This is a genomic window from Arthrobacter sp. StoSoilB19, from assembly GCF_019977275.1.
Lineage (GTDB): Bacteria > Actinomycetota > Actinomycetes > Actinomycetales > Micrococcaceae > Arthrobacter.
In genome coordinates this window covers 3438424-3465154 of the sequence record NZ_AP024650.1, presented here as the reverse complement: position 1 = coordinate 3465154, position 26731 = coordinate 3438424, and the positions used below count along the sequence as shown (strand labels likewise).

The 26731-nt window shown below is 67.7% G+C and carries 23 protein-coding genes; 6 read left to right on the top strand and 17 right to left on the bottom strand.

Annotated elements, in window-relative coordinates:
- Positions 1-56 precede the first annotated feature (56 nt).
- The 3 genes from LDO86_RS16015 (at position 57) to LDO86_RS16005 (ending at position 3228) form a co-directional block, all read left to right on the top strand.
- A complete protein-coding gene (locus tag LDO86_RS16015; protein ID WP_018768839.1) occupies positions 57-623 on the top strand; it encodes a hypothetical protein in 567 nt (188 codons plus the stop codon).
- A 13-nt stretch (positions 624-636) separates the two neighbouring features.
- Positions 637-2277 (top strand): FAD-dependent monooxygenase, encoded by a 1641-nt coding sequence (locus LDO86_RS16010; protein WP_224084110.1) that lies wholly within the window; start codon positions 637-639, stop codon positions 2275-2277.
- 528 nt (positions 2278-2805) lie between these two features.
- Positions 2806-3228 carry an Hsp20 family protein gene (locus LDO86_RS16005; protein ID WP_018768837.1) on the top strand — a complete coding sequence of 141 codons (423 nt, stop codon included), beginning with the start codon at positions 2806-2808 and terminating at the stop codon, positions 3226-3228.
- A 177-nt stretch (positions 3229-3405) separates the two neighbouring features.
- Here the strand turns inward: LDO86_RS16005 and LDO86_RS16000 are convergent, their stop codons facing one another.
- The 8 genes from LDO86_RS16000 to LDO86_RS15965 form a co-directional block, all read right to left on the bottom strand.
- Positions 3406-4368: an NAD(P)H-hydrate dehydratase gene (locus tag LDO86_RS16000; RefSeq protein WP_224084109.1), complete on the bottom strand. Its 963-nt coding sequence runs from the start codon at positions 4366-4368 to the stop codon at positions 3406-3408.
- On the bottom strand, positions 4337-5128 hold the full coding sequence (locus LDO86_RS15995) for a histidine phosphatase family protein (protein WP_018768835.1): 792 nt from the start codon (positions 5126-5128) through the stop codon (positions 4337-4339). Before LDO86_RS15995 ends, LDO86_RS16000 begins: the two co-directional genes overlap by 32 nt.
- Before the next feature lie 132 nt (positions 5129-5260).
- A complete protein-coding gene (locus LDO86_RS15990; RefSeq protein WP_018768834.1) occupies positions 5261-6946 on the bottom strand; it encodes an alkaline phosphatase D family protein in 1686 nt (561 codons plus the stop codon).
- A 219-nt stretch (positions 6947-7165) separates the two neighbouring features.
- A complete protein-coding gene (locus LDO86_RS15985; protein ID WP_018768833.1) occupies positions 7166-8320 on the bottom strand; it encodes an LCP family protein in 1155 nt (384 codons plus the stop codon).
- Positions 8321-8453: 133 nt separating this feature from the next.
- The gene (locus LDO86_RS15980; protein ID WP_018768832.1) at positions 8454-9146 is read right to left on the bottom strand and encodes a low molecular weight phosphatase family protein; all 693 of its coding nucleotides are present in this window, start codon (positions 9144-9146) and stop codon (positions 8454-8456) included.
- A 141-nt stretch (positions 9147-9287) separates the two neighbouring features.
- Entirely contained in the window at positions 9288-9920 is a 633-nt protein-coding gene (locus LDO86_RS15975) for a DUF305 domain-containing protein (RefSeq protein ID WP_018768831.1), read from the bottom strand.
- Between the two features lie 53 nt (positions 9921-9973).
- Positions 9974-10453 carry a hypothetical protein gene (locus LDO86_RS15970; RefSeq protein WP_018768830.1) on the bottom strand — a complete coding sequence of 160 codons (480 nt, stop codon included), beginning with the start codon at positions 10451-10453 and terminating at the stop codon, positions 9974-9976.
- 32 nt (positions 10454-10485) lie between these two features.
- A complete protein-coding gene (locus LDO86_RS15965; protein WP_224084108.1) occupies positions 10486-12624 on the bottom strand; it encodes a heavy metal translocating P-type ATPase in 2139 nt (712 codons plus the stop codon).
- Positions 12625-13072: 448 nt separating this feature from the next.
- Between LDO86_RS15965 and LDO86_RS15960 the strand changes: the two genes are divergently transcribed.
- Entirely contained in the window at positions 13073-13771 is a 699-nt protein-coding gene (locus tag LDO86_RS15960) for a PAS and ANTAR domain-containing protein (protein WP_018768827.1), read from the top strand.
- A gap of 83 nt (positions 13772-13854) precedes the next feature.
- On the top strand, positions 13855-15207 hold the full coding sequence (nhaA, locus tag LDO86_RS15955) for a Na+/H+ antiporter NhaA (RefSeq protein WP_224084107.1): 1353 nt from the start codon (positions 13855-13857) through the stop codon (positions 15205-15207).
- A 14-nt stretch (positions 15208-15221) separates the two neighbouring features.
- On the opposite strand, the gene LDO86_RS15950 is transcribed toward nhaA, so the two are convergent.
- The 8 genes from LDO86_RS15950 to LDO86_RS15915 form a co-directional block, all read right to left on the bottom strand.
- Entirely contained in the window at positions 15222-15482 is a 261-nt protein-coding gene (locus LDO86_RS15950) for a hypothetical protein (protein ID WP_018768825.1), read from the bottom strand.
- A 197-nt stretch (positions 15483-15679) separates the two neighbouring features.
- On the bottom strand, positions 15680-16837 hold the full coding sequence (locus LDO86_RS15945) for an ABC transporter ATP-binding protein (protein WP_026265697.1): 1158 nt from the start codon (positions 16835-16837) through the stop codon (positions 15680-15682).
- Positions 16834-18423 carry an iron ABC transporter permease gene (locus tag LDO86_RS15940; protein WP_026265696.1) on the bottom strand — a complete coding sequence of 530 codons (1590 nt, stop codon included), beginning with the start codon at positions 18421-18423 and terminating at the stop codon, positions 16834-16836. Before LDO86_RS15940 ends, LDO86_RS15945 begins: the two co-directional genes overlap by 4 nt.
- Positions 18424-18427: 4 nt before the next feature.
- The gene (locus LDO86_RS15935; RefSeq protein ID WP_018768822.1) at positions 18428-19483 is read right to left on the bottom strand and encodes an iron ABC transporter substrate-binding protein; all 1056 of its coding nucleotides are present in this window, start codon (positions 19481-19483) and stop codon (positions 18428-18430) included.
- A gap of 182 nt (positions 19484-19665) precedes the next feature.
- A complete protein-coding gene (ctaD, locus tag LDO86_RS15930) occupies positions 19666-21420 on the bottom strand; it encodes a cytochrome c oxidase subunit I (protein WP_186447817.1) in 1755 nt (584 codons plus the stop codon).
- A 15-nt stretch (positions 21421-21435) separates the two neighbouring features.
- Entirely contained in the window at positions 21436-22293 is an 858-nt protein-coding gene (locus tag LDO86_RS15925; protein WP_018768820.1) for a cytochrome c oxidase subunit II, read from the bottom strand.
- A gap of 161 nt (positions 22294-22454) precedes the next feature.
- Positions 22455-22943 (bottom strand): hypothetical protein, encoded by a 489-nt coding sequence (locus tag LDO86_RS15920; RefSeq protein ID WP_018768819.1) that lies wholly within the window; start codon positions 22941-22943, stop codon positions 22455-22457.
- Between the two features lie 60 nt (positions 22944-23003).
- Positions 23004-23726 carry a VIT family protein gene (locus LDO86_RS15915; RefSeq protein ID WP_026265695.1) on the bottom strand — a complete coding sequence of 241 codons (723 nt, stop codon included), beginning with the start codon at positions 23724-23726 and terminating at the stop codon, positions 23004-23006.
- A gap of 200 nt (positions 23727-23926) precedes the next feature.
- Here LDO86_RS15915 and LDO86_RS15910 point away from each other — a divergent pair, with 200 nt between their 5' ends.
- On the top strand, positions 23927-25102 hold the full coding sequence (locus tag LDO86_RS15910) for a glutamate--cysteine ligase (RefSeq protein ID WP_018768817.1): 1176 nt from the start codon (positions 23927-23929) through the stop codon (positions 25100-25102).
- On the opposite strand, the gene LDO86_RS15905 is transcribed toward LDO86_RS15910, so the two are convergent.
- Entirely contained in the window at positions 25096-26730 is a 1635-nt protein-coding gene (locus tag LDO86_RS15905) for an alkaline phosphatase family protein (RefSeq protein WP_018768816.1), read from the bottom strand. The genes LDO86_RS15910 and LDO86_RS15905 overlap by 7 nt on opposite strands.
- Between the last annotated feature and the right edge of the window lies 1 nt (position 26731).

Here is a 26731-nt window from a genome sequence, read left to right as displayed (position 1 = left end):
ATCCTACCCGCGGTTCCCGGCACCCTGAAAGGGTCCCGCAGGGAAAAGGAGAAACCATGACCCCCGAATCCGGACCGGCTCCCCGCGCCAAAGCATGGCTGGCGGTGACCCGCTGCATGGGAACGTCGTGCGTGATGCTGGTCCGCAGGCAGGTGCATCTTCCCAAGGAAAACGTGGGCCGGGTGCTGCGCTTCGCTGACGGCAGCACCTCGCGGGTCTACCGGGAGACCGCCGTCGACCGGCAGCCCGGCGAGCCCTGCATCCTGGTGGTGGCCTTCACGCTGCGCCTGGTCCGGGGCCGGGCGCACCGGCTATTCGAGGCGGAAAGCCTGCTGAACACCCCGCTCTTCGTCGGGTTCCCGGGCTTTGTTTCCAAGCTGTGGTGCGCCCACGACACCTTCGGTGCCTACCGCGGCCTGTACGAATGGGACGGTGCCGAGCGGGCGCGAAGCTACGCTGCGGCCCTCTGGCGGGTCCTGGAACTGGTCAGCGTCCCCGGGTCCATCAGCTACAAAGTGATTCCCGGGCTGCGCCGCGACGAGGTGCTCGCAAACCCCGCCCGGATGCAGGAAGCAGCAGCCACCCAGGACCACGCCTGGTGGCGGCTTCTCGGCCAGGCATGACGGCCGGGCGGGTATGGCAGGCAGGCAACGCACGACGGCGGACACCGACCTTCTGGTGGTAGGCGCCGGTCCCGCCGGGCTCACCACGGCCCTCCAGGCGCACGCCCACGGAGCCACGGTCCGGGTGGTGGACCGGCGCGAACACCGTGTCAGGCCGTCCCGGGCGATGATGCTGCATGCACGGGCACTGGAGGGCCTTCGCCCGCTGGGCGTGACCGACGCGTTGCTGGACCGGGCCGACACCACGCCCCTGGCACGCATACACTTCGGCCGGCGCGTGGTCGAAGCCCGGTTGGGCCACGCGGACCTCCCGGATACCGCCTTTCCGCACCTGACCCTGGTCCGGCAGGCCGACGTCGAGGACGTGCTCTGGCAGGCACTGCAGGCCAGGGGCGTGCCGGTGGACTGGGGCGTGGAGTTCTGCGGACTGGGACCGGAGGGCACCCTGGATATCGGCGGTGGCCCGGGGCCTGGCCTGGTGCATGCGGAGCTTCGCGACGCCGGGGGCGGAGCCGGCGGCCACACTTCCCGGTTCCTGGCCGGATGCGACGGGCAGTCCAGCACGGTCCGCGGCTTCACCGGCGCGCAGTGGCGGGGTGCCCCGTACCGGGTGGAGGCGGTCCTGGCAGACCTGGAGCTTGATGGCGCCCTGGACCCTGGCCTGCTGCACGTGGCCGTCGGGACCTGGGGACTGGCCTTCCTCTTCGCGCTGGGCGAGGGCGCCACCTGGCGGATGCTGGCCACCCGGCCGGCGCTGCGGCAATCCACCGCCGGCTTCGGACAGCTGGGTCCGCCCGTTCCGCCGGATGAAGTGGCCCGCCTGCTCCGGGAGTCGGGACTGGGTGCTGCCGTCCGGGACGTGCGCTGGTCGGCCCAGGTCCCGCTTCAACACCGCCTGGCCAGCACGTTCGGAAACACTCCGCTCTTCCTCGCCGGCGACGCCGCGCACGCCCACTCGCCTGCGGGCGGGCAGGGCATGAACAACGGCATCCTGGACGCCCTCAACCTCGGGTGGAAGCTCGGTTTCGCCTCGACGGCAGGCAGGCCGCTCCCGGAACTGCTGGCAACCTATGGGCACGAGCGGCGGCTCGCGGCCCGGCGCGTGCTGGCGCTGACGCACGTCATCTTCTTCGGCGAAGCCTCGCCGCACCCGGTGGCCCGCCTGGCCCGGAGCCTCCTGCCCGCGTTCGCTCCGGTCCTGCCGGTGCTGCTCCGCCGGCAGTGGCTCACCTCCCAGGGCATCAGGCTGTTGTCCCAGCCATTCGTTCGCTACCGGAACAGTGCTATTTCCCGGGACGGCACGCCGCGCGCCGCCGGGTGGCCGAGGCCCGGTGAGCGGCTGCCGGATGCGCCCGTGACGGTCGGCGGGCGGGCGGCCCGCCTTCACGAACTGACCGCCGTGCCCGGCGTCCACCTTTTGCTGGAACGCGACGCCGGCCCTGGTGCCTTTGGCGGGAGCCCCACCTTGCGGGCAGGGGCGGGACCCGGTTCCCTGCTCCATGTCCACCGCCTCGACAGCCACCCGGGCCGGGGCGTTGTGGCGGTCCGCCCGGACGGGTACATCGGTTTCCGCTGCGGGGAGGCAGGCTCCGCCCAGCTGCGCGGCTGGCTGCGGCTGGTCGGCGCCGTCCCGGACCAATCAGCGCTGTACTAAACGGCGCCGGACTGGAGGGTAGTTGCCGGCGGGCCGCAGGCGTATTCTGTTCAGTTCAAGGCACATCCGCCCAGCGTGAGAGGGGAAGTTCCATGACCATCCCGCCAGTGCACGAACCCGAGCCGTTTCCGCCCGAACCCGGTCCGGAGCCCACATCGCCGGATCCCACCCAGCCGCGCCCGCCCGGCCCGCCGTCTCCCAATCCGTTCCCCGCGCCGGCGCCCCCAGGCCCGCTGCCCGTCCCGGATCCAGGGCCCGCACCGCTGCGTCCGGACCCCACCAGGGACTGACTGGAGAAGACAGAACCTAGTCCGGAAGGGGCCTCTTGCACAGCAGGAGCTGTGCAAGAGGCCCCTTCCGTGTGCCCGGGTAAAGGCGGAAATCCGAAGCCTGCAGGACCCAAAAATTCTTCAGGAATCGGCACCCAAACCCCTTGCGGACCTGCTTCCACGGTGCTAAAAAATCTATGTCAGCGAATATAGATCGACTGACGTGGATGTTGGATCAACTCTCACGAGGAGGGAAGCCATGTTGATGCGAACCGATCCGTTCCGCGAGCTGGACAGGCTAACCCAGCAAGTCCTCGGAACCACTGCACGTCCGGCGGCGATGCCGATGGATGCATGGCGCGAGGACCAGGAATTCGTCGTGGCCTTTGATTTGCCGGGTGTCACGGCGGACTCGGTGGACCTGGATGTCGAACGGAACGTCCTGACGGTGCGGGCGGAGCGTCCCGATCCCGCTGGCAAGGATACCGAGCTGATTGCCGCTGAGCGGCCGCGCGGCGTCTTCAGCCGCCAGCTGATTCTTGGCGACACCTTGGACACAGAGAAGGTGAAGGCCAGCTATGACGCCGGTGTCCTGACGCTGCGGATCCCGGTCGCCGAAAAGGCCAAGCCGCGCAAGATCGAAATCGAAACGAAGGGGGAAAAGCAGGAAATCGCTGCCTAGACCTGAAGGACCGGGAGGCGGCCATATCTGTTGACTGCCTTTTTGGGGCGAATCGCCATTCTGTGCATGCCACAGCGCCAAACAGCGCAACGGCAGCGTAGGCCCTGACCTCCCGACACGGCGGCCCCCGGCTTTGGCCGGGGGCCGTCCGTATGTCCGGGCGGTCCACGTCAAGGGTCAGGTGCCCAGTTCCAGCATCAGCGCCGGCAGTTCGTCGGCAAGTTCACGGGCCAGGAACCCCAACGGGCCCAGCCTGCTGGCCAGCCTGTCTGCCGCGGCTGCGTGCAGGTGGGTACCCCAACAGGCTGCCTGTGCGCTGCTGGTTCCCCGGGCACGGACCCCGGAAATGGCCCCGGCCAGCACGTCCCCGCTGCCGGAGGTGCCCAGTCCGCCGTACCCCGTGGTGATCTTCCACAGGTCCGGCTCGTCGGGGTTCAGCCCTGGCGGCTGGGTGATCAGCCCCTGGCAGCTGACTACGGCGTCGAACCGTTCGGAGATTTCGGCCAGGTCCTTCTCGAGGTCATCCGTGTCCCGCCCCAGCAGGATGCCGGCCTCCGTGGGATTCGGTGTGAGGATGAGGCGGCCGCGCCACGGGTCCAGCTGGTCCTCCAGGTGTACCAGCGCGGCCAGCGCGTAGGCATCGAGGACGACGGCGGCGCCTTGCCTGCTGCCGGCGCCACCACCGGGGTTGCCGCCGCCGCCGTGGTCGCCGCCGGCCTCGCGCTTAAGCAACGCCTCCAGCAGTTCACCGGCAAGGTCGGGGTCGTCCAGGCCGGGCCCCACCAGGAGGGCATCCGCCTGGTCCACGTAGGAGTGGATGCTGTCCAGTTCCGGTTTGACTGAGCCGCCGGCAGTCTCCGGCAGGCCGATGGAACCGCACTCGGGCAGCGCCACCCCCAGCTGGACGGCCACCGACCCGGCAACGGCCAGGGTCAGCTTTCCGGCGCCCGCACGCAGCGCTGCGGTGCCGGCCAGCATTGCGGCGCCGGGGGTGGCCCGGGCACCGCCCACCACCAGCACTGAGCCACGGGAATACTTGTCCGCGCCCGGTGCCGGCAGCGGCCAGTCCCGCAGGAGCGACGGCGTCACCAGGGTGGCGCCGGAGGATTCACCGCGGCCGGACACTGGTGTCTCCGGCATGCTCGGTGACGGTGACGCCCTGCTCGGCCAGGTGGTCGGCCACGTTGAAGCTCTCCAGCGTCCACGGCCCAACGCCGGAGGGGCGGACGAACCGGGTCACCGAGGCGTTGAGGATGGCCTCCGTGGCTGCCAGGTCCAGCAGTTCCTTCTCGCTCAGCCCCTCCAGCACGTACCGGAACAGCATGATCACGGCGTCGTGGCACACCAGCATCACCCGCTGGCCGGTGCCCAGGCCGTTCAGCTCTGCCAGGACGGACCGCAGCCGCAGCGCCACGTCCGCCCAGGATTCCCCTCCCGGCGGCCGGTAATACAGTTTTCCCAGCCAGTCCCTGCGTTCGGATTCCTCGGGGTAGCGGCTCTCCACGCCCAGCCGCGTGAGCCGGTCCAGGATGCCGAGTTCGCGGTCGCGGAGCCGCTCGTCCGTGCGCACCTGCAGCGGCCAGCCGGCTGTTTCCACCGCAATCTCAGCGGTCTGGCGGGCACGGGCATAGGGGGAGGACACCACGGCGTCAGGGCGGAACTCCCCGGCGGTCCGGCCCAGGGCGATACCCAGCGCCTTGGCCTGTTCCCTCCCGGTTGCCGACAGGTCCACGTCTGCATCACGGGCCGGAACCTCGATGACCTCCACTCCGGCCGCACGGGCCTCGGTGGCCGCCACGTTGCCTTCGCTCTCGCCGTGCCGGATCAGGAGCAGCTCCACGGCCCCGGCCTGCTGGACGGCCTCCGTCAGGCCGTCGTCTTTTGCTGATTCACCCTTCAAGAAACCACCCCGTCCTCGCCGTGCCCGAAATGCCGTGCCGATTTGCAGGAACACTACCAACGGCGTACCCAGGGGGCGGCGGAAAATAACGGCCGCCGTCGGCGCAGCAACAGTGCCGCGGGGGACCCGAAGCTACGGCTCCGGCGTCAGGACCTTGGAGAACACCGTGGCTCCGTTGGCGTTGCGAAGGCTCACGGTGAAGCTGTTGTCCGCATCCAACTGGACGTGCCCGAAGAACTGGTTTTCGCCGTCGCGCGGGGACTCCCCGGCAAAGCGCCCTGCCTTCGAGAACACCACCTCGGGCCCGAACGTGCCGTCCATCGTGTTGGGGCCGAATGATCCCGCGGCGATGGGCCCGGCCACGAACTCCCAGAACGGATCGAAGCCGGTGAAGGCTGCCCGTTCGGGGGAGTAGTGGTGGGCGGCGCAGTAGTGCACATCGGCGGTGAGCCACACCGTGTTCTTCACGCCGTTGCGCTTGAAGGCGCTCACCACCGCGGCAATTTCCAGCTCACGGCCCAACGGGGCGCCGGCGTCGCGGTTGGACAGGCTCTCCTGGTTGACCGGGCCGTCCGGCACCACGATGCCCAGCGGCAGGTCCGCGGCGATCACCTTCCAGGTCGCCTTTGACTTCGAAACTTCGCCGATCAGCCAGTCCACCTGCTCCTGGCCCAGGATGGAGGTGGCGTAAGGCTCCTTGCCGTCCGTGTTGGGCGATTTGAAGGTGCGCATGTCCAGGCAGAAGACGTCCAGCTGCGGTCCGCGGCTGATCTTCCGGTAGATCCGGGCGGGCTGGTACTGGCCGGCGTCGTCGAACGTTCCCGGGCGCCAGACGGCCGAGCTGTCCGCGATGGGCATGTTTTCCTGCCATGCCTGCCGGCCGCGGGCAGCCAGGGTGTTGACGTCCCGCACCGTGTAGCGGGAGTCATCGATGATCTGGCCGGGGTACCAGTTGTTGTGGGTCTCGTGGTCGTCCCACTGGGCGATCACGGGGACGTCAGCGAACATGGCCCGCATGTTGGCGTCCATGGAGTTGTACCGGTGCCGGCCGCGGAACTCGGTGAGCGTTTCGGCCACCTTGGAGACCTCCTCTGTCACCAGGTTCCGCCACACCTGGCCGTCCTTTTCCACCACGCTTTCGGCGATGGGCCCGTCGGCGTAGATGGTGTCGCCGGAGTGGATGAAGAAGTCCGGGCGGGTCAGGTGCATGGCCCGGTAGCCGCGCATCCCGCCGATCTCCTCGTTGATGCCCCATCCCTGGCCAGCGGTGTCGCCGGTCCACACAAAGCTTTGCGCAGACGACGCCGGGACGTCGCCGCCGCTGCTGGTGCCACCGGTGCGGCCCGTGCCGTTGATCGTTCCGGCGTCCGGCGCCGTGCGGAAGCTGCCGCGGACCGTCTCGCCGGCCGCCCCGCCGTCGTCCTCGAAGCTGATGTCCAGTGCGAAGCGGGTGTTGGACGGCAGGTTTCCCGCATGGATCTTGGCGGTGAAATCGGACGCCTGGGTGGCCCGGGGCCCGCGGAGCACCCGCTCAAAGGCGCCGCGCCCGCGCAGGACCTGGCCGCCGTCGTCCACGGCCCGCAGGACTGCCGTCATCCGGCCTGCGCCGGACGCGCGGGACCACAGAACGGCTGAATCGGAGGTGACGTCGCCGGTGGCGATGCCGCTGGGCAGGGTCAGGCGGTTGCGGACCAACGCGACGCCTGACGGTGTGGTGCCTGCCTGGGCAGCGGCGGGGACGGATGCGAGCGCGGCGGCCAGGACCGACCCCTTGACGACGGTGCGGCGTGAAACGGTGGCGCGGGAGTTCTCAGTCATGCCCTCAGGTTCGCTCCGGCGGGCGCACAGACTCTGTCCCGCTGGTGAACCCCGGGTAAGCCGCTGCTGAACAAGGCGTGGCGGCCGCGTCCGGAGCGTATTGCCGCAGTGGCGACGCGCAAATTCCGCTGCGACGCCCAAAGTCACCTGCGCACCCCAAATATCGCCGCGCCAGGGAATATGCGCGTCGCCAGTGACTAAGCGTGTCGCTGGCGTGCCCTAAGGCCTCGCGAAGTCGCCGATCCGGCCCTCCCGAAGTGCCGCCCCCACGGCCGCGATGCCTCCGTAGTCCGGAAACAGTACGGACTGCCCGGCAACGAATCCGGAGCCCGCCGTCGGAAGCGTCATGGTGCCGATGGCGTTAGTATCCAGATTGCGCAGGCTGTAGGCCAGGATGGCTGCCTGGACGGGATCGAATCCCTTGTCCACCGTGAGGCAGCAGGAGGCAAAGTCGACCAGCGACCGCACGGCGTTGACGTCGTTCAGGGCACCGCCCCCGGTGAGGCGGGCCAGGATGGCACGGAGCATGATCTGCTGGTCGCGGACCCGTTGGAAATCGCCGTCGGAGAACGCGTAGCGCTCGCGGGAAAATTCCAGGGCGGCCTGTCCGTCCAGGTGGTTCATGCCCTGGGTGAAGACGTGCTGGGTTTCGATCGAGGACTGGAAGGACATCGGCACATTGACGTCGATGCCGCCCAGGCCGTCCACCAGGAGCTTGAACCCGCCAAAGTCGAGCATCAGGGTGTGGTCGATGGTAATTCCCAGCAGCTGCTGCACCGTGGCGGTTTGCAGGTCGATCCCGCCATACTGGAGCGCGGAATTGATCTTGGCGCTGCCGAAGCCGGGGATGTCCACCCAGTTGTCGCGGTTGATGGAGACGAGGTAGAGGTTCCGGCGGTCGGCAGGGACATGGACCACCATCAGGGTGTCCGCCCTCTGGTCTGAGGGTTCACCGGTGGCTGCAGTGTGGGCGGCGGCGTCGCGTGCGGGAGTGTCACGGATGTCGCTGCCGATGACGAGGATGTTCATCGGGGCGGCGGGCAGGTCCGGGATCGGGGCAGGCGGCGGTGGGGGAGCAGGAGCGGGCGGGGGAGTTTCAGAGGGGGTCGGGGTGGGTGTGGGCGTCGGCGTCGGGCTGGGCGACTCGGTTTGGGTGGCTGCAGGCTGCGCTTGCTGGCCGGAGCGGCTCAGGCTGAAGACCGCGACTCCGGCAGCCACCACAAGTGCCAGCACCACCAGGGCGGCGACCCAGCGGCGGCGGCCCAAAGCCGCCAGCCAGGCCGGCCGGTGGGAACCGGAGGAACCCGGCGGCAGGGAACCGGAGTTCCCGGAGTTACCGGGCCCGGATGGATCAGAACCGCCTGGGATGCTCATGACGCCTCCACCTCATTGTGTTTGGTGGGTTCAGTGTGCGTCGGGCAGGCCCCGGTTGGCTACAAGGTTATCCAAACTGTCACCTGCGAAGGTTCCATCCGGTTCGGCGTCGAGCTGCGGTAACGCTGTTCCGCTAGGGCGACTGGGGCGCGGTCCCGGGGACCGGGGCGTTGAGGCGGGCATGGCGCAGGATGGAGACAATGGCGGGGGCCAGCTGGTCCTCCATCTCCCGGTACACCTCCGGCGCGCGGCGGTACGGGTCCACGATGTCGTTGTCTGCGGCGTCGGCGGGGAGCGAAAGGTGGCGCACCCCGGCGGCCCGTGCCGGCAAGCCGCGCCACAAGGCGGCGTTGGCAGCCAGCCGGGCGTCGCCGTCGGACGCGTTGCTGCCGGGCAGCGCACCTGGGGAAGATTCGACGGCGGCGGGCCGGCTGTCTGTCCCCGCGCCCCGCTGGGCCAGGACATCAAGCATCCGGGCGAACTCGCGGATGGTGAACGTCCGCTTGAGAAGGGAGGCATCAAGCTGCAGGACCTCGCCGCGGTGCCCGGACGTCATGGTGAGCACCAGGTCAACACCCCGCAGGATCCTGGGCGTGAGCTGCCGTGCCGCGAACCCTTCGGGATCACCGCCAAAGGTCCGCACGATGTCCGCTGAAATGGGCTGCATGGGTTCGCCCACCAAGGCGCGGGTGCCGGCGCTGGACACCTGGAAACCGCCCGGCACCACCTGGTCGAGTCCTGCCTGCAGCAGCCGTTCGGCCACCGGCGAGCGGCAGATGTTGCCGGTGCAGACGGTCAGGATTCGTACTGGTGCGGAAGTGTCCAAGGAGATGTCTCTTTTCCCAGCTGCTGGCGGATCCGGTCCGGACCCGTGCCTTTCAACTTAACACGCAACGGCGCGGCGGCGGGCTCCCGGGCCGGGTGCCGCCGCCGCGCCGCAGGACTGCCCGGCGGCCGGAAGTGCCGGTTACAGGGTGGTCAGCAGCTGCTTCATCTGCGTGATCTCCGCCTGCTGCGCGTCCACGATGTCGTGGCCCAGCTTCACGGCGTCCGGGAATTTGCCGGCGCTGATCTCCTGCTGGGCCATGTCGATGGCGCCCTCATGGTGGCCGATCATCTGCTCGAGGAACAGCCGCGCGGCCTCGGTACCGGTGGCAGACTTCAGCTGCTCGATGCCGTCGTCGTCCACCATGCCGGTCATGCCGTGTCCGGAGTGGTCGCTCATCATGGTGGGCACGTTCCACCCGCTGAGCCAGCCGGTCATCTGCGCGATCTCCGGTGCCTGCGCCGCCTTGATCTTGGTGGCGAGCGCGGTCACCTCTGCGGGCATGTCCGGCTTGGCCAGGATGATGCCGCTCATCTCCACCGCCTGGGCGTGGTGCGGGATCATCATCTGGGCAAACATGATGTCCGCCTGGTTATGGTCGGCGTTGGCGCTGGGCATGGTGCCGGCGCTTGGCATCGTGCTGGACATGGGGTTGGAGCTGCCGTGGTCCATGGGCATGCCGTTGCCGGAGCCGGCATTGGCCGCGCATCCTGCCAGGCCGAGGGAAGCCGCCAGGGCAGCAGCAATGGACAGGGTTTTGATAGTGGTGTTCATGGGTCCTTCAGGGATGTAGTGGAACTGGGCCGGGGTACAGGGCGCAGTCCGGTTTACGTCCGGCTGATGGAGAGGTCGCACGGTGATGGGCTGGGCGGCAGGTACCCGTAGGAAGAGCCTGGGTTGCCGGCCGCCGGCAGCAACGGAAGGACGGCAAGGGTTGCCTGCGGCGGGAGGACCGTCACGGGGCCGCCGGGGACCGACGGCACGCAGGGCGCCCCCGACTCCTGCGCCCCCGGGCAGGAGTTGCCGCAGGTGCCCGGCGCCAGGGCCGGCGGGTCGGTGGAAGCCGGGCCGGCCGCGTGGCCGGCGTGGCCGGGATGGTCCCCAACCGCGGAATGCACGACGGCGGCGGCCCCAGTCGGTGCCGCGGGGGCGGCCGCGCCGTGCGTATCCATGCCCTGGGCAACAGGCCCGTGCGAAGCATGCCCGGCGGTCAGCACGTGCATGCCCAGCAGCCCGGAGATGACGGCCAGGGTGGCGGCCAGCAGCCAGGCTGCGCGGAGGAAGGACGCCACGGCGCGGGTGGTCATGGCTGTCCCTCCTTCCGATCTGTCCATGCTGTTCAACGTACCTCAGACGGGTTCAGTTTCAGGCGCCGGAGCAGCTGGGCGTTCAGGGCCACCACGATGGTGGACGCGGACATCATCACAGCCCCGGCAGCCGGGGACAGAACCACCCCGGCGAAAGCCAGGACGCCCGCGGCCAGCGGCACGGACAGGATGTTGTAGCCGGTGGCCCACACCAGGTTCTGCCACATCTTGCGGTAGCTGGCGCGGGACAGGTCCACCATGGACAGCACTGCCCGGGGGTCGTTCCCGGCCAGCACCACGCCCGCCGATTCCATGGCGACGTCGGTTCCGGCGCCAATGGCGATGCCCACCTCCGCGCGGGCCAGCGCCGGCGAGTCGTTGACGCCGTCGCCCACCATGGCCACCTTCAGCCCGCGGCCCTGCAGCTCGGCCACCTTCTTGTCCTTGTCCGCGGGCAGGACCTCGGCGAACACTTCGTCAATGCCCAGGTCCGCCGCCACGGCCTGCGCCACCTGGTGCGCATCACCGGTGACCATGGCCACCTTGACGCCCCTCCGTTGCAGGGCGGACACAGCCTGCCGCGACTCCGGCCGCACTGCGTCCTCCATGCTCACGGCACCCAGGACTGTGCCGCCGTCGACAACGTGGAGCACGGCGGCTCCGCGGTCCATCCACGCCCGGGTGCTTGAGGCCAGGGCCTCGGGTTCGACGACGCCGAGCTCGCGCAGGAGCGCAGGCCCGCCCACGTGCACGGTGCGGCCGTCCACGCTGGCCCGGACGCCCCGGCCCGGCAGCGAGGTGAAACCGGTGGCTTGGGGCAGTGGCAGGCTCCGGGCCCTGGCGGCGCGGACGATGGCCCGCGCCACGGGGTGCTCGCTGTCCGACTCGACGGCGGCGGCGAGGGCCAGCACGGCGTCCGCCTCGACGCCGCCGGCCACGGCAACGTCCTTCAGCTCCGGCTCACCGGTGGTCAGCGTGCCGGTCTTGTCGAACAGGACCACGTCGATGGTGCGCATCCGTTCAAGCGCCATCCGGTTCTTGATCAGCACCCCGGCCCGGGCCGCCTGCTCCGTGGAAATGGCGATCACCAGGGGTATCGCCAGACCCAGAGCGTGCGGGCAGGCGATGACCAGGACGGTGACGGTGCGGGTGACGGCGTCTGGAACGCTTCCCAGCAGTGTCCAGGCGATGAAGGTCAGGACACCGGCGCCGGCGGCGAAGTAGAAGAGGAAGGCCGCTGCGCGGTCTGCCAGTGCCTGGGCACGCGACGACGACGCCTGCGCCTCTTCCACCAGCCGCTGGATCCCGGCCAGGGCGGTCTGGTCGCCCACGGCGGTGACGCGCACCCGGACACTGCTGTCCGTGGCCACGGTTCCGGCCACCACCGGGTCGCCGGCGCCGCGTGCCACGGTTTTGGATTCCCCCGTGATCATGGACTCGTCGAACTCAGCCTGCCCGTCCATCACGGTTCCGTCCGCGGGCATGCGGGCGCCGGGGCGGACCAGGACCAGGTCGCCGGTCTTGAGGTGGGAAACGGGGACGGTTTCCGTGCCGCTGTCCGTAATGCGTTCGGCCTCGTCCGGCAGCAGAGCCGCGAGGGCATCCAGGGCGCCCTGCGCCGACCCGAGGGCACGCATCTCGATCCAGTGGCCCAGCAGCATGATGGCCACCAGCAGCGCCAGCTCCCACCAGAAGTCCAGGTCGAAGCCGCCGATGCGCAGGCTGGTGACCCAGGAAGCGGCAAAGGCCACCGTGATGGCCATGCCGATCAGCAGCATCATTCCCGGAGCGCGGTCCTTGAGCTCCTGCAGGCCGCCTTTGAGGAACGGCTGGCCGCCGTACAGGAAGATGACGGTGCCCAGGACCGGCGGGATCCAGGCGGAACCGGGGAACTCGGGCGGCATGTAGCCCAAAAGGTCGCCCATCATGGGGCTGAAATAGACCACCGGAACGGCCAGGACCAGCGTCAGCCAGAACCGGTCCTTGAACATGACTGTGCTGTGCCCGGCGTGCTGGCCGTGCGTGTGGACGGTATGGTCGTCGTCGCTGTGGCCGCCGTGTTGTCCATGCCCGGCGCCGTGCGCCGGCGGCTGGGTCAGGGTTCCGCTGGGTGGCTGGTGATGGTCGTGCGGGCCGCCCTGGTGCTGCATGTCGTGATGGTCCTGCATCATTCCTCCTTCGAGGAAGCCGCTGCCAAGCGATCGGAATTTCCGACGGCGGCAGGGCGCTTTTGTGCCTCAGGCGCGGGCAGGGTGGTGGCCGGTTCCGCGGCGCCGGCAGGGGCGCAGCAGCTGCAGCCGGAGGAGGCGAGGGGGAGCTCGGGGCGGTTCCCGGTGTTCATGTCAGTTCCAATCCGTTGAGGGAATCAAGGGGCGCTGGGGTTGAACGGCTGTGAAGGCCGGTGTGGGCACCAGCCGGGACATACCACTTCACTGACAACACCACCAATATACCCCCTAGGGGTATAAGTGGCAAGGGTCCCTACTCTATGTGTCCGCTGCATCCATAGGGCATCCCGCCCTACCTTCCGGCGCGCGGGGCGACCATACTGGGAGTAGTGACGAGAGCCCGCTCCCATAGGGGGGGGGGCTGGCCGGTGTGCGGGAGGGTGGACCTGTGATGGAGCTCAGCAACCTATACACGTATTCGAGTGCGCTCAGAGACAGTGAAAGCGATGCGGGCATCTTCAGGGTGGAGATGGGGCCTGCAGGCCCAACCTTCCACTGGTCGGACGGGATGTTCCGGCTGCACGGCTACCAGCGCGGCGATGTTGTCCCCAGCATGGAACTGATCTTGTCCCACAAGCACCCGGATGACCGGGAGCGGTGCGAGGAGATCCTGGCGCAGGTATCGACCACCGGCGGGTTCTTCTGCATGTACCACCGGATCGTCGATGCCCGCGGCCGGACCAGGCGTGTGCTCACCTCCGGCGAGGCGATCCTGGCCGCTGATGGAACGCTGGCGGCGTTCGAAGGCGTGACGGTGGACCTCAGCCGGACGCTGCAGCGCGAAACTGAAGAGGCTGCGCGCGAGGCCGTGGTGGGTGCCACCGCAACCCGCACGTTGATCGACCAGGCCAGGGGCATCCTCATGGGGCAGCTGAAGCTCGGCTCCGACGACGCCTTCCAGATGCTGGTCAGCACCAGCAGCCACCGCAACGTCAAGCTGGTGGTGGTGGCAGCGGAGTTGGTGCAGCTGGCCAACTCCCCGGAGGCGCGGACTTACCTCGACCGGGCCGTGCGGGCCATCCAGTTGAACGGCCGGGCAGAACGCATGAACGGCCGGGCAGACCGCGCCGGGGGCCGCCGCGCCGGGTAGCCGGTACCCGGTAGGATATGGGGAGGTGCGCCGGGAAGTCTGGTCGGCATGGATTTGCCGAACCCGGATTTAAGGACGCCTTCATGACCTCCACCCCGCCCACGCCCAGCAGGAACAAGTTTTTCGGCTCCACCGTCTTCGCCCGCGGCAGCTACGCCGAAGCCCTGCGCATCGGGGAGATCCTCCGCAAGGAAACCGTGGGTGGAGCCCTCCTGGTCCTGGCTGCCGTGATTGCCCTCATCTGGGCCAACTCCCCGGCGTCGGACAGCTACTTTGCCCTCCGGGATCTCAGGGTGGGCTATGGGCCGTGGCTCCTGGACCTGAGCCTGGGGGCCTGGGCAGCGGACGGGCTGCTGGCCATCTTCTTCTTCCTCGTGGGCCTGGAACTCAAACGCGAATTCGTTGCCGGCGACCTGAGGCAAGTCAGCAAGTCCGTCGTGCCCGTGGCGGCCGCCGTGGGCGGCGTGGCTGTCCCGGCGGTGATTTACGCCGTCGTCAACCTCGCCAGCCCGGAAACGCTGCGCGGCTGGGCCATCCCCACCGCAACGGACATTGCCTTTGCCGTGGCGGTCCTGGCCATCATCGGATCCCACCTCCCCAGCGCCCTGCGGATCTTCCTGCTGACGCTGGCCGTGGTGGATGACCTGATTGCCATCACCATCATCGCGTTCTTCTACTCCAGCGACATCCAGGCCGCGCCGCTGCTCCTGGCCCTCATCCCGCTGGCCGTCTACACCTTCCTGGCCCAGAAGTACCGCCGGTTCTTCGGCCGCCACGCAGTTGCAGCCTGGCTGATCCTGCTGCCGCTGGGTGCCGCGACCTGGGCGCTGGTGCACGCCTCCGGAATCCACGCCACCGTGGCCGGGGTACTCCTGGGCTTCGCCATTCCCGTGATCCGGTCCCGGGCCTCCGGCGGCCCGGAGGCAGGGCCCGGACTGGCCGAGATCTTCGAGCACCGGTTTCGTCCGATTTCCGCCGGCGTGGCCGTTCCCATCTTCGCGTTCTTCTCCGCCGGCGTGGCCGTTGGCGGGTGGGAGGGCCTGGGCTCGGCCCTGACGGACCCGGTGGCGCTGGGTATCATCCTGGGCCTGGTCCTGGGCAAGCCGGTGGGCATCATGGGCACCACGTGGATCCTGACCAAGGCCACCAGGGCCAGCCTGGACAGCTCCTTCAAATGGATCGATGTGTTTGGCGTGGCGCTGCTCGCAGGGATCGGGTTCACCGTGTCCCTGCTGGTGGCGGAGCTCAGCTTCGGGCATGGCAGCCTCCATGACGACCACGCCAAGGTGGGCATCCTGGCTGCGTCACTGATCGCCGCGCTGCTGGCCACGGCTGTGCTGCGGACCCGGAACCGGCAGTACCGGGTCGCCGAAGAGCTTGAGAGGGTGGATTCGGACCACGACGGCGTCCCGGACGTCTACCAGGAACGCACCTGACCCTTCGCCGAGCATCAGGCGGGGGCGAGTGGTTTTGCCTGGGTCTTGGCTGATACCTGGGTTCCCGTTTCGGCAGGGGCTTCCACGTGGCGGATCTCCAGGGCCTCGGGGTCCAGCAGCTTGCGGGTGCCGGTGCGGGCGTCCAGGATCCAGAAGAGTTCCAGGTGCGGGACGACGTCCGTCACCCGTCCCTTGTGGAAGAGCCTGCCGCGGTGCCATGCCTCAATCTGGTCCCCGATGCGGAGCTGGGCGGTACGTACTCCTTGTGCCTCCATGTGGGCTGCCTCCTGCTGTTGTATCCCCGTAAGCACAGCTTGCCCTGACGAGGTTGCCGGAGTGTTTCCGCCCGGTGTTTTTTCTGTGTCAGCAGGGGCGGGCGCACCGATCAGAAGCTTGTTCGTCCATCTGTGCCCTGTAGCTTCGGATGTGCGGACTAGCTTCTGATACGCAGCTGAGCGCGGCGGGCCGGAGCTCAGTCCTCGATCGGGAACGCGACGGCTTCGCCCACAACCCGCAGGCACAGCTCCATGCCGGGCCGCGCGATCGACGCGTTCCAGTGCCGGATGGTGATCACTTCGCCGCCGCCGGGGTAGCGGTGGTCGGCGTGCTCTGCCACTTCCTGGGGCACGTTCAGCTTCAGCCGCACCGTGGTTTCGGGCCCGAAGTAGTCGGTGTCCACCACCACGCCGCGGATGGGGCCGTCTTCGGCGATGCGGATCTGTTCCGGCCGCAGCATCAGCTGCACCCGTCCCTGCGCCGGTGGCCTGCGCACCGGGATGCCGCCCAGGGAGCAGGTGGCCAGGGACCCTTCCAGCCAGGCGTCCAGGATGACGGCGTCGCCCAGGAATTCAGCGGTGGCGCGGTCCGCGGGGCGGGTGTACACCACAAAGGGGTTGCCGATCTGGGCCAGCTTGCCGCCGCGCATCACGGCCACCTGGTCGGCGAAGGAGAGGGCCTCCGCCTGGTCGTGCGTGACCAGGATGGTGGTGACGCCGGCCTCGGCCAGCACCTTGGCCACGGCGCGGCGGGTGGCCACGCGGAGCCCGGCATCCAGGGCGGAGAAGGGCTCGTCCAGGAGCATCAGCTCCGGTTCACGGGCCAGCGCCCGGGCCAGGGCAACCCGCTGCTGCTGGCCGCCGGAGAGCTGGTGCGGCCGGCGCTTGGCCATGGCGGCATCCAGGGACACCATTTCCAGGAGTTCGGCAACGCGTGCTGCCACGGCCCGCCTGCCGCCTTCAAGCTTTGCCGCATCAAGGCCGAAGGCAACGTTCTGGCCCACGGTGAGGTGCGGGAACAGGGCACCGTCCTGGGCCACGTATCCGATCTGGCGCTTGTGCGCCGGCAGCCAAGCGCCCTCACCCGCCACCAGGGTCCCGTTGAGCGAGATGCTGCCGGTGTCCGGATGCTCAAACCCGGCGATCAGGCGCAGGACCGTGGTCTTGCCGGAGCCTGACGGTCCCACGATGGCGGTGGTTCCGCCCTTGGCCACGGACAGGTTGACGCCCCTCAGGACCGCCTGCGATCCGAAGTTCTTGGTAACGTCCGTGATCTGCAGGTGGCTGTTGGTGGTTGCGGCCACTGAGGGTGCCACCCGCGGCTCGGGCAGCCTGCGGGTCGATGGTGCTGTCACTGTCCGGCTACTTTCTTGGACTGTTGGAAGAGGAGATAGGTCATGGGTGCGGAAAGCAGGATCATCAGCAGGGCATAGGGTGCGGCGCCGGCGTAGTCGATTTCGCTGCTCTTGCTCCAGAACTCGGTGGCCAGGGTCCGGGTGCCGTTGGGGGACAGGAGCAGCGTGGCGGTAAGTTCGTTGGCGATGGCCAGGAACACCAGGGCAGCCCCGCCCGCGGCGGCCGGAGCCGTGAGCCGCAGGGTGACACGGATGAAGGCCAGCAGCGGCGGCTTGCCCAGCGCCTGTGCCGCCTCGTCGAGTTCCTTGGGCGCCTGTGCCAGGCCGGCCCGGAGGTTCACCAGGGCCCGCGGAAGGAACAGGAGAACATATGCGGCCACCAGCACTCCCGCCGTCTGGTAGATCCCCGGTACCAAGCGGATGCTGACGGTGACGAAGGCCAGGGCCACCACGATGCCGGGCATGGAGCTGGTGACATAGTTGGACAGTTCCAGGGACTTGCTGAACCAGCCGGGCCTCCGGACCGCGAGGTAGGCCATGGGGAAGGCGACCACGATGGTGGCTGCGGCGCCGAGGAGCCCGTACCAGAACGTGGCAAGTAGTGCGGGGAGGAATTCGGAGGCGGTCCAGGCCTCGGCCCCGCCGGCCAGGATCCACTTCAGCACGTAGAACAGCGGGAGGCCGAACGCCAGGGCGGTCAGCGCCAGCAGGAAGAGCTGGGCGGGGACGTGGTAGGCATGCAGGGGGAGCCGCAGAGCCTTGGCCTGCACGCCTGAACCGATCCTCGCGTAGCGTGCCGTGCCGCGGCTGCGGACTTCGGCCACCAGCAGCAGCAGGCAGAAGAACACCAGCACGCTGGCCAGCATGTTCCCGGCGGCGCCGTTGAACGTGGACCGGTACTGGGTCATGATCGCGGTGGTGAAGGTGTCGAAGCGGATCATCGCGAAGGCGCCGTATTCGGCCAGCAGGTGCAGCCCCACCAGCAGCGCGCCGCCCGTCAGTGCGATCCGCAGCTGGGGGAGCACAACCCGGAAGAAGGCCCGCCAGGCGCCCAGTCCCAGCGCGGCGGCCGACTGCTCTATGGCCGGGTCCAGCCGGCTCAGGGTGGCTGCCGCCGGAATGTAGACCAGCGGGAAGTAGGAGAGGGTGGAAATCAGGATCCCCGAGCCCAGGCCGCCCAGCGACGGGATGGCCGACACCCAGGCGTAGCTGTTCACGAACGCCGGGACGGCCAGCGGCGCGGCCAGCAGGACTGCCCAGATTCGGTGGCCGCGCAGTTTGGTCCGTTCCACCAGCCATGCCCCCGCGACGCCAAGCAGCAGGCACAGCGGGATGGTGGCAGCCATCAGGAGCAGGGTGTTCAGCAGCAGTTCGCCCACCCGGGGGCGCAGGATGAGGCCGACGGCGGTGTCCCACCCGGTTGCCACCGTCATGTAGGCCACGTACCCCAGCGGGATGAGGGAGAAGAGGGCGATCAGCACCGCCACGACGGACACCGCGGAAACGCCGAAAGGCGGGCGGGGGCGTGTGCCCCGGCCCGCCGTCGTCGTGCTCCGCCGTGGGGGAGCCGATAGATCGGAGGTCACGGAATTACAGTAGTCCTGCCTGGGTCATCAGATCGCTGACCTTCTGGGAGTTGAGTTTCGCAGCGTCCACCTTGGGGGCCTGCAGGTCCTTGATGGGAACCAGCTTGTCGTTGGCAGGCACATCAGAGCCGATGGCGTACTCGAACGACGTGCCGTTCTTCAGGACTTCCTGCCCCTTCTTGCCGGTGATGAACTTCAGGAAGGCCTGCGCGGCTGCAGCGTTCTTGGACGACTTGAGCACGCCGCCGCCGGAGACGGACAGGAACGCGCCCGGGTCCTCATTCTTGAAGTAGTAAGGCGTGACGTTGTTGGAGTTCTCGCCGGTCTTGGCCTGGTCGCCGTAGTAGTAGTAGTGGTAGATCAGCGCGGCATCCACTTCACCGGCGTTGACTGCCTTCATGGCCGTGCTGTTGCCTTTGTACGCCTTGGAGTTGTCCTTCATGGCCTTGAGCCAGTCCTCGGTGGCGGACTCGCCCTTCAGTTCCAGCAGTGCGGAGACAATGGCCTGGAAGTCCGCGCCGGTGGGCGACGCAGCCCAGCGGCCCTTCCATTCGGGCTTGGCCAGGTCAAGCATGGACTTGGGCAGCTGGTCCTCGGTGAGCTTGGTCTTGTTGTAGACCAGGACGGTGGAGCGTGCGGCGATGCCCGTCCACTTCCCGGTGGAGGGGGTGAATTCGGAGGGGACCTGGGCCAGGGTGTCCTTGTTGACGTCGGCGAACAGGCCTGCGTTCTCCACCTGGGTCATGGCGGGGGAGTTTTCGGTGAGGAACACGTCCGCGGGGGACGCCTGGCCTTCCTGGATGATCTGGTTGGACATCTCCGTGTCATCGCCCTGCCGGAGGGTCACCTTGATGCCGGTTTCGGCCGTGAAGGCATCCACCCATTCCTTGGTGAGGCTCTCGTGCTGTGCGTTGTATACCGTAATCCCGCCCGCGGCGGCGCCGCCGGAAGCGGAAGACGAGCCGTTGCCGGCGGGGGTGGCGCCGCCGCAGGCGGTCAGGCCAAGAGCGGCGGTGGCGGCGAGTGCGATGCCGGCCAGCGCGCTGTTGCGGATCTTCATTGAGGCTGCTTTCGGTGGGGAAAAAGTCTGCTTGAACCTAAGTCCTGATGGGCGCCGGTAAACGGTGCCTATGTCAGGAAACTGTAGGGTAGGCAAACCTAAGCTCCAAGCCGGAAAGCGCTTTAAGTGATGAGGTTCACATCAATTACGCAAACAAGGCGTGACGTAATTCTGATGGTCCGCTAGGTGTTCGGGTTGGGGTCGTGGACGTCGTGCTCCCCGATGTCCGCGGCACCCAGGAGGCTCTCCCCGGGGGCGTTTTCGGACGGGTGGAGCCGGACGCTCAGCTCCGGGTGGTGCAGGTCCAGGGCGGGACGTTCCGAACGGATCCGGGGCAGCGAGGTGAAGTTGTGCCGCGGCGGCGGGCAGGAGGTGGCCCACTCCAGCGAAGCGCCGAAGCCCCAGGGATCGTCCACGGTGACCTTCTTGCCGGCGCGCCAGGTGATGTAGACGTTCCAGAAGAACGGGATGAGGGACGCGCCCAGGAGATACGACCCGATGGTGGAGAACTGGTTCATTCCGGTGAAGTTGTCCTCCGGCATGTAGTCCGCGTACCGGCGGGGCATGCCCAGGACACCCAGCCAGTGCTGGATGAGGAACGTGGCGTGGAAGCCCAGGAACAGCATCCAGAAGTGGATCTTGCCCAGGCGCTCGTTGAGCATGGTGCCGGTGAACTTGGGCCACCAGAAGTAGAACCCGGCGAACATGGCGAACACCACCGTGCCGAACACCACGTAGTGGAAGTGCGCCACTACGAAGTAGGTGTCCGAGACGTGGAAGTCCATGGGCGGCGAGGCCAGGATAATCCCGGTGAGGCCGCCGAACAGGAACGTGGCCAGGAACCCCATGCTCCAGAGCATCGGCGTTTCGAAGGTCAGCGACCCGCCCCACATGGTGCCGATCCAGTTGAAGAACTTCACGCCGGTGGGCACCGCGATGAGCATGGTCATGAAGGCGAAGAACGGCAGGAAGATCGCGCCGGTGACGTACATGTGGTGGGCCCACACCGTCACGGACAGGGCTGCGATGGCGATGGTGGCGTACACGATGCCCTTGTAGCCAAACAGGGGTTTGCGGCTGAAGACCGGGAAGATCTCCGACACGATGCCGAAGAACGGCAGCGCAATGATGTACACCTCCGGGTGGCCGAAGAACCAGAACAGGTGCTGCCAGAGGATGGCGCCGCCGTTGGCCGGGTCGAAGATGTGGGCCCCGAACTTGCGGTCCGCGCCAAGCGCGAACAGGGCGGCGGCCAGCGGCGGGAACGCCATGAGCACCAGGATGGCGGTGACGAGGGTGTTCCAGGTGAAGATGGGCATCCGCCACATGGTGAGCCCCGGGGCGCGCATGCAGATGATGGTGGTGATGAAGTTGACGGAGCCCAGGATGGTGCCGAAGCCGGACAGTGCCAGGCCGAAGACCCACAGGTCCCCGCCGATGCCCGGGGTGAACGTCGTGTTCGACAGCGGCGCATAGGCGAACCAGCCGAAGGACGCTGCGCCCTGCGGGGTGATGAAGCCGGACACCGCGATGGTGGAGCCGAACAGGAAGAACCAGAAGGCCAGCGCGTTCAGGCGCGGGAAGGCCACGTCAGGGGCGCCGATCTGCAGCGGCATGATCACGTTGGCGAACCCGGCAAACAGCGGGGTGGCGAACATCAGCAGCATGATGGTGCCGTGCATGGTGAACAGCTGGTTGTACTGTTCCTTGGTTTGCAGGATCTGCATGCCGGGCTCGAACAATTCGGCACGGATCAGCAGGGCCATCACGCCCCCGGCGCAGAAGAACACGAAGGACGAGATCAGGTACATGTACCCGATGGTCTTGTGGTCGGTGGAGGTGATCCAGTTGACGATGATGGTGCCTTTGGAGCGCCGGACCACTGCCGGTGCGGCCGTGGCTGCGGTTCCGCCCATTCTTTGGCCTGTGGTGGTCATGTTCGGTGCCCTCCTTTACTGTGCTGCGTCCGGGGCTTGCGGTGACGGGGCCGACATCGGTGCCCTGTTGTAGTCGGCGCCCAGGTTGCCCGTGTTGCCCTTGGCCTTCAGGTCCGCGATGTGGCTGTCATACTCCTGCTGGCTGACCACCCGGACCTTGAAGAGCATCTCGGAGTGGTACTCGCCGCAGAGTTCGGCGCACTTGCCCATGTATTCGCCCACGCGGTTGGGGGTGATGTTGATGTAGGGGTTGTACTGTTCGTGGCCCGGATACAGGTCGCGTTTCTGCAGGAAATCCACCACCCAGAAGGAATGCTGCACGTCGCGCGACTGCAGGTGCAGTTCCACTTTCTTGCCCACCGGCAGGTAGAGGGTGGGCAGCCGGTCCGGGGTGCCCCAGTCGCCGGTCAGGTGGGCCTGCTGTCCGGCGTCCTCGTGGACCTGTTCCTTGACGTAGTTGAAATCCCAGGACCACTGCTTGCCGAAGACGTCGATCACCACGTCCGGGTTGGGGTAGCGTGCATCGATGGCCCGCTGTTCCCGGTCCGTGAAGACGAACAGGACGCCGATGACGATCAGCGGGATGGCCAGGTAGAACACTTCCAGCGGAAGGTTATAGCTCAATTGCGCGGGGAACCCTACGGTGTTCTTCCGGCGCCGGTAGGCAACGATGACCCAGATCATCAGTCCCCAGGTGATGATGCCCACCACCAGTGCAGCGATCCAGGAGTTGACCCACAGGTCCGTGATCAGCGCGGTGTTGTTGGTGGTGTCACGGTTCCCGGGCAGGAAGCCGCGGGACACTTCGGCGGAGCAGGAGGCCAGCAGCGGCAACACACCAAGGCCAGCGCCCAGTCCTGCCAGGCGCCGCATGCTTTGGTTTTTGAATGGTTTCCTACCCACCTGTGGTCCCTCCGGCATGCTCCAGAAGCCCAACTGCATGAGCCCACTGCTGGTCCCGGGACCAGCAGTTGTGTGCCCCACCCTACGCCGGGGCGGATGGTGATGGGAAGAGGTTTTCGGGGGGGGCTGCGCTAGCGGCTGCCGGCCCAAACGGACACTGCTCCCGAATGGCCGGTCACGATGCTTTGGTACACCAGGAACAGTCCCGCCAGTACGCCCAGCACCGAGGTGGCGGGGAGCAGCCAGCGGGACTCCAGGAGCCCGCGGAGACCGTGGAAGGCGGGCCGGCGTGTCAGGAGCGTGGGGAAGGCTGCGGTGATCTGGGCACCCACGGCCACCAGGAACAACACTGTGACGTAGCGGAGGAAACTCCCCTGGTGGGCGTGCTCCTCAACCAGTTGTGACGCGCCCCTGGCCTTTTCCAGCTGTTCCCCCGCTTCGGCGGTAAGGACGGACAGCGGAACCAGCAGCAGTGCCAGGACTCCCATGGGCCAGGCCAGGTAACGCCTGGTGCGCCGGAGCAGGGCGAAAACCACTGCCGAGACCCCGGCCAGCGGAGCCAGGACCACCACGCCGTGGATCAACAGAATATGGGCCGGAAGGCCGGCGATCTCCAGCACGGGAAACTCCTGATCAGTAGCGGGCAGCGGAATGTGGGAAGTGGCTGGGTTCGAGAAGGGCTAGGCGATGCCGGTGGTGCCCAGGAGGCTTCCCACTGCGAACGTGAAGGCCATGGCAAGCGCCCCGCCAACCACCAGCCGGATGGTGGCCTTGCGCTTGGAGCTGCCGCCGATTTTGGCGCTGACGGTGCCGGTCAGCGCGAGCGCCAGGATGACGGCGACGAACGTGACCGGGATGCGCGCCCCTTCGGGCGGGAAGATGATGGCCAGCATAGGCAGCACGGCGCCGACGGTGAACGCGATGGCGGAGGCGAAGGCCGCGTGCCAGGGGCTGACCACTTCCTCTTCGTCGATGTTCAGTTCGGCAGACAGGTGTGCCTTCAGTGCGTCCTTTGCCGTCAATTCTTCGGCAACTGTCCGGGCCGTGGCTTCGCTGAGTCCCTTTGCCTGGTAGATGAGCGCAAGCTCTGCCAGTTCGCCGTCGGGATCGTCCCTGAGCTCCTGGCGTTCCTTTTCGATCAGTGCCCGCTGGCTGTCGCTTTGGCTGCTCACGGAAACGTATTCGCCCAACGCCATGGACACGGCGCCGCCCACCACCGCCGCGGTGCCTGCCACCAGGATTGGCGCGAGGTCGTTGGTCACCCCGGCCACGCCCACCACAGTTGCCGCCACGGAGACGATGCCGTCGTTCGCGCCCAGGACACCGGCCCGCAGCCAGTTCAGGCGGGATGCCACGCTGCTGTCGTGCGGTTCGTTGCGGCTCAGCTTGAGAGTTTCAGACATGCTGGCAGTAAAGCACTGCAGGGACCCCTCTGCCACGAAGGTTTGCATCCCCTAACCACACGGGCATGCCTGGTGCAGACCCTGTACCAACTGCAATCCTGGGCGTACCTTAAAACAAATAAGTTTACTTACTAGTCCTGAAAAGGCAGGATCCAGGCCTGGGCGCTCCATGAGCAGGCAACGGGAGAAGGACGACGGCGATGGACACCTACGGCAATGACGGCAACGGAGGCGCGGGCGCAGGCAGGCGGACGTTCGGCGTCGAGGAGGAGCTGCTCCTGGTGGACCCCGCAAACGGGGAAGCCGTGCCGATGGCCGGAGCACTCCTGAACCTGTACGTCCGCCCCCTGCAGGCCGGAGCCGGGCCCGTCCTGGCCGCTGAGTTCCAGCAGGAAATGATCGAGGTGGTCACCCCGCCCCACGCCACCCTGGCACGGCTGGAACAGGACATCATTGCCGGGCGGGGTATCGCCCGGCAGGCGGCAGGGGACATCGGCGTCAGGGTGGCCGCGTTGGGCACCTCGCCGCTCCCGGCCGACCCGCATCCCGTACAGCTCCGGAGATTCAGGGCAATGACGGAGGAATACGGGCTGACCGCCAGGGAACAGCTCACCTGCGGGTGTCACATCCACGTTTCGGTGGAGTCGCCGGAGGAAGCCGTGGCCGTGCTGGACCGGATGCGTATCTGGCTGCCGGTGCTTATCGCGCTCAGCGCCAACTCACCGTTCTGGCACGGCCAGGACAGCGGCTACGCCAGCTACCGCTCCCAGGTCTGGAACCGCTGGCCCTCGGCCGGTCCGCTGGACATCCTGGGGACCCCGGACGCCTACCACCAGCTGGTGCACGACATGGTGAGCACCGGCGTCGCCCTGGACGAGGGCATGGTCTACTTCGATGCCCGCCTCTCGCGGCACTACCCCACAGTGGAGATCCGCGTGGCCGACGTGTGCCTGCGGCCGGAGAACACCGTCATGCTGGCGGGAATTGCCAGGGGCCTGGTGGAAACGTCCGCGCGGGAATGGCGCGAGGGCATCGAGCCGGTGTCGGCGCCCTCGGCGCTGCTTCGGCTGGCCGCCTGGAAAGCAAGCCGGTGGGGGCTGCGGGGAGAACTGCTGGACCCGCACACGCACCGCCCGGCGTCCGCGCTCGCCGTCGTGAATTCCCTGCTGAACCACATCCGTGGGGCGCTGGAAGACATGGGTGACCTGCCCCGGGTGGAGGCCCTGGTGGACGCGGTACTCAACACCGGCACCGGCGCCGTGCGGCAGATGGAGGTGCTGCACCGCACCGGCGACCTGGAGCAGGTAGTACAGGATGCGGCTGACTGCACTGCCGGCTCCTCCTGGGAGCCGCGTCCTGGACGCAGGCGTCAGTAGGTGGTGGCGTTGGGCAGGATCAATGGCGGCAGCGGTGTCTGGTTGAAGTCGAAGGCGTTGGCCAGATCGCCCAGTTGCGGGTTGTTCTCCCGGACCCCGGGGCGGTTGTCGGGCCGGCCGTCGGTGGCGGGGTCGATCCTTTCGCCGCCCAGGAAATCGTCCTCGATGAATTTGAAGTAGGCGTCCTGGCTGAGGATCTGATGGTCGATGTAGCCCTTCTTCGCGTAGGGGCTGATGACCATGGCGGGGACGCGCAGGCCGTAGCCGCTGTTGTCCACCGCAGGTGGCTGGACATGGTCATAGAACCCGCCCCAGTCGTCCCAGTTCAGGAAGATGGCGGTGCTGTCCCAGTCCGGGCCGCTCATGATCGCGTTGACCAGCCCGGCAACATACTGCTGGCCGGTGCTGACCTTGGCCGGAGGATGTTCGCTGACCTCGTCGCTGGGTGCCACCCAACTGACGGCCGGCAGCCTGCCCTGCCTGGCGTCGTCGTAGAAACCGGCAAGCGGTTTGATGTTGCCTTGCTCGCCGTCCTCCTTGACCGTGTCGAAGTACGGCAGCGGATTCCACCGCCCCGGCGTTTCGGCATCCTGCTCAACGGGGGCGCACGTGGCGGCATCGTTGCGGCAGTCCGGCTCGGTGCCGCTGAAGACGTAGTAGGCCCACGGCACATTGTGTTTGTGGAGCAGGTAGGTCAGGTCGGTCCAGGCGTAATTGGGCTGTTTCAGGTTCTTGGCTGCTGCTGCCAGCTTCTCCTTCAGCGCGGCCGGGAATGGTGCTGCGTCGACGGCGGCCTTGCAGGTGGCGTAGGAATCGGTGCGTTTGCAGCTGGCCGTTGCCAGCTGCTGGGTTTGGACGGCAAGGTCGGGGCCACTGCCTGCCTCCCCGAGGGCGTCGCGGCAGGTCTGCAGGTCCTGGTCTGCCTGGCATTCGCCGATCAGGCTGTCATCGAACTCCGCCTTTTCAGGTTCATTGTCCAGGCCATCCAGTGCATCCACGCACGACGACGGCTCCCCGGGCTTTGTGCACTTGGCCGACCACTCGGACACCATGTAGAGGTGGGCCTGCAGGCTTCCGGCTGCGGCGGAGGTGAACATGTGGTCCTGAAGCACGAAATTGTCGGCGTATGTCCAGTAGGTCGGCAGCTGTTTTCGGTCGTGGTAGCCCATCACGTCGGTGCGCCTGGTCTTGTACGTGCAGTCGGTGGCAGTCGCCTCGCAATGGGCAATGCCCTTTTCCGCCTGGGCCACGAACCCGTCCATGGCACCGTTGTTGATGTCTGCCGCCGCGTCGGCCGGACTGTGCGGGCCGCCGTCGTTGCTGTCTGATGAATCGTAGAACGGCGCAACGCAACCTCCGCGCGCCGGGTCCGGCAGGCAAACGGCAGGCTTGCCGTCCTGCATGGGAATGCCGTCGGCACCCGGGTAGGTGCCGAAGTAGCTGTCGAAGGACCTGTTCTCCTGGGTAATGATCACCACGTGCTTGATCTTGGAGATCCCTCCGTTGGTCCCGGACGAGGTCCCGGTGCGCAGGGCAACGGGAACCACGACGGCGAGCAGCACCAGGGCCGCCACGGTCAAGGCGGCGGCCGGGACACCGGGCCGTCGTCCCTGCCCCGGGAAGCCCATC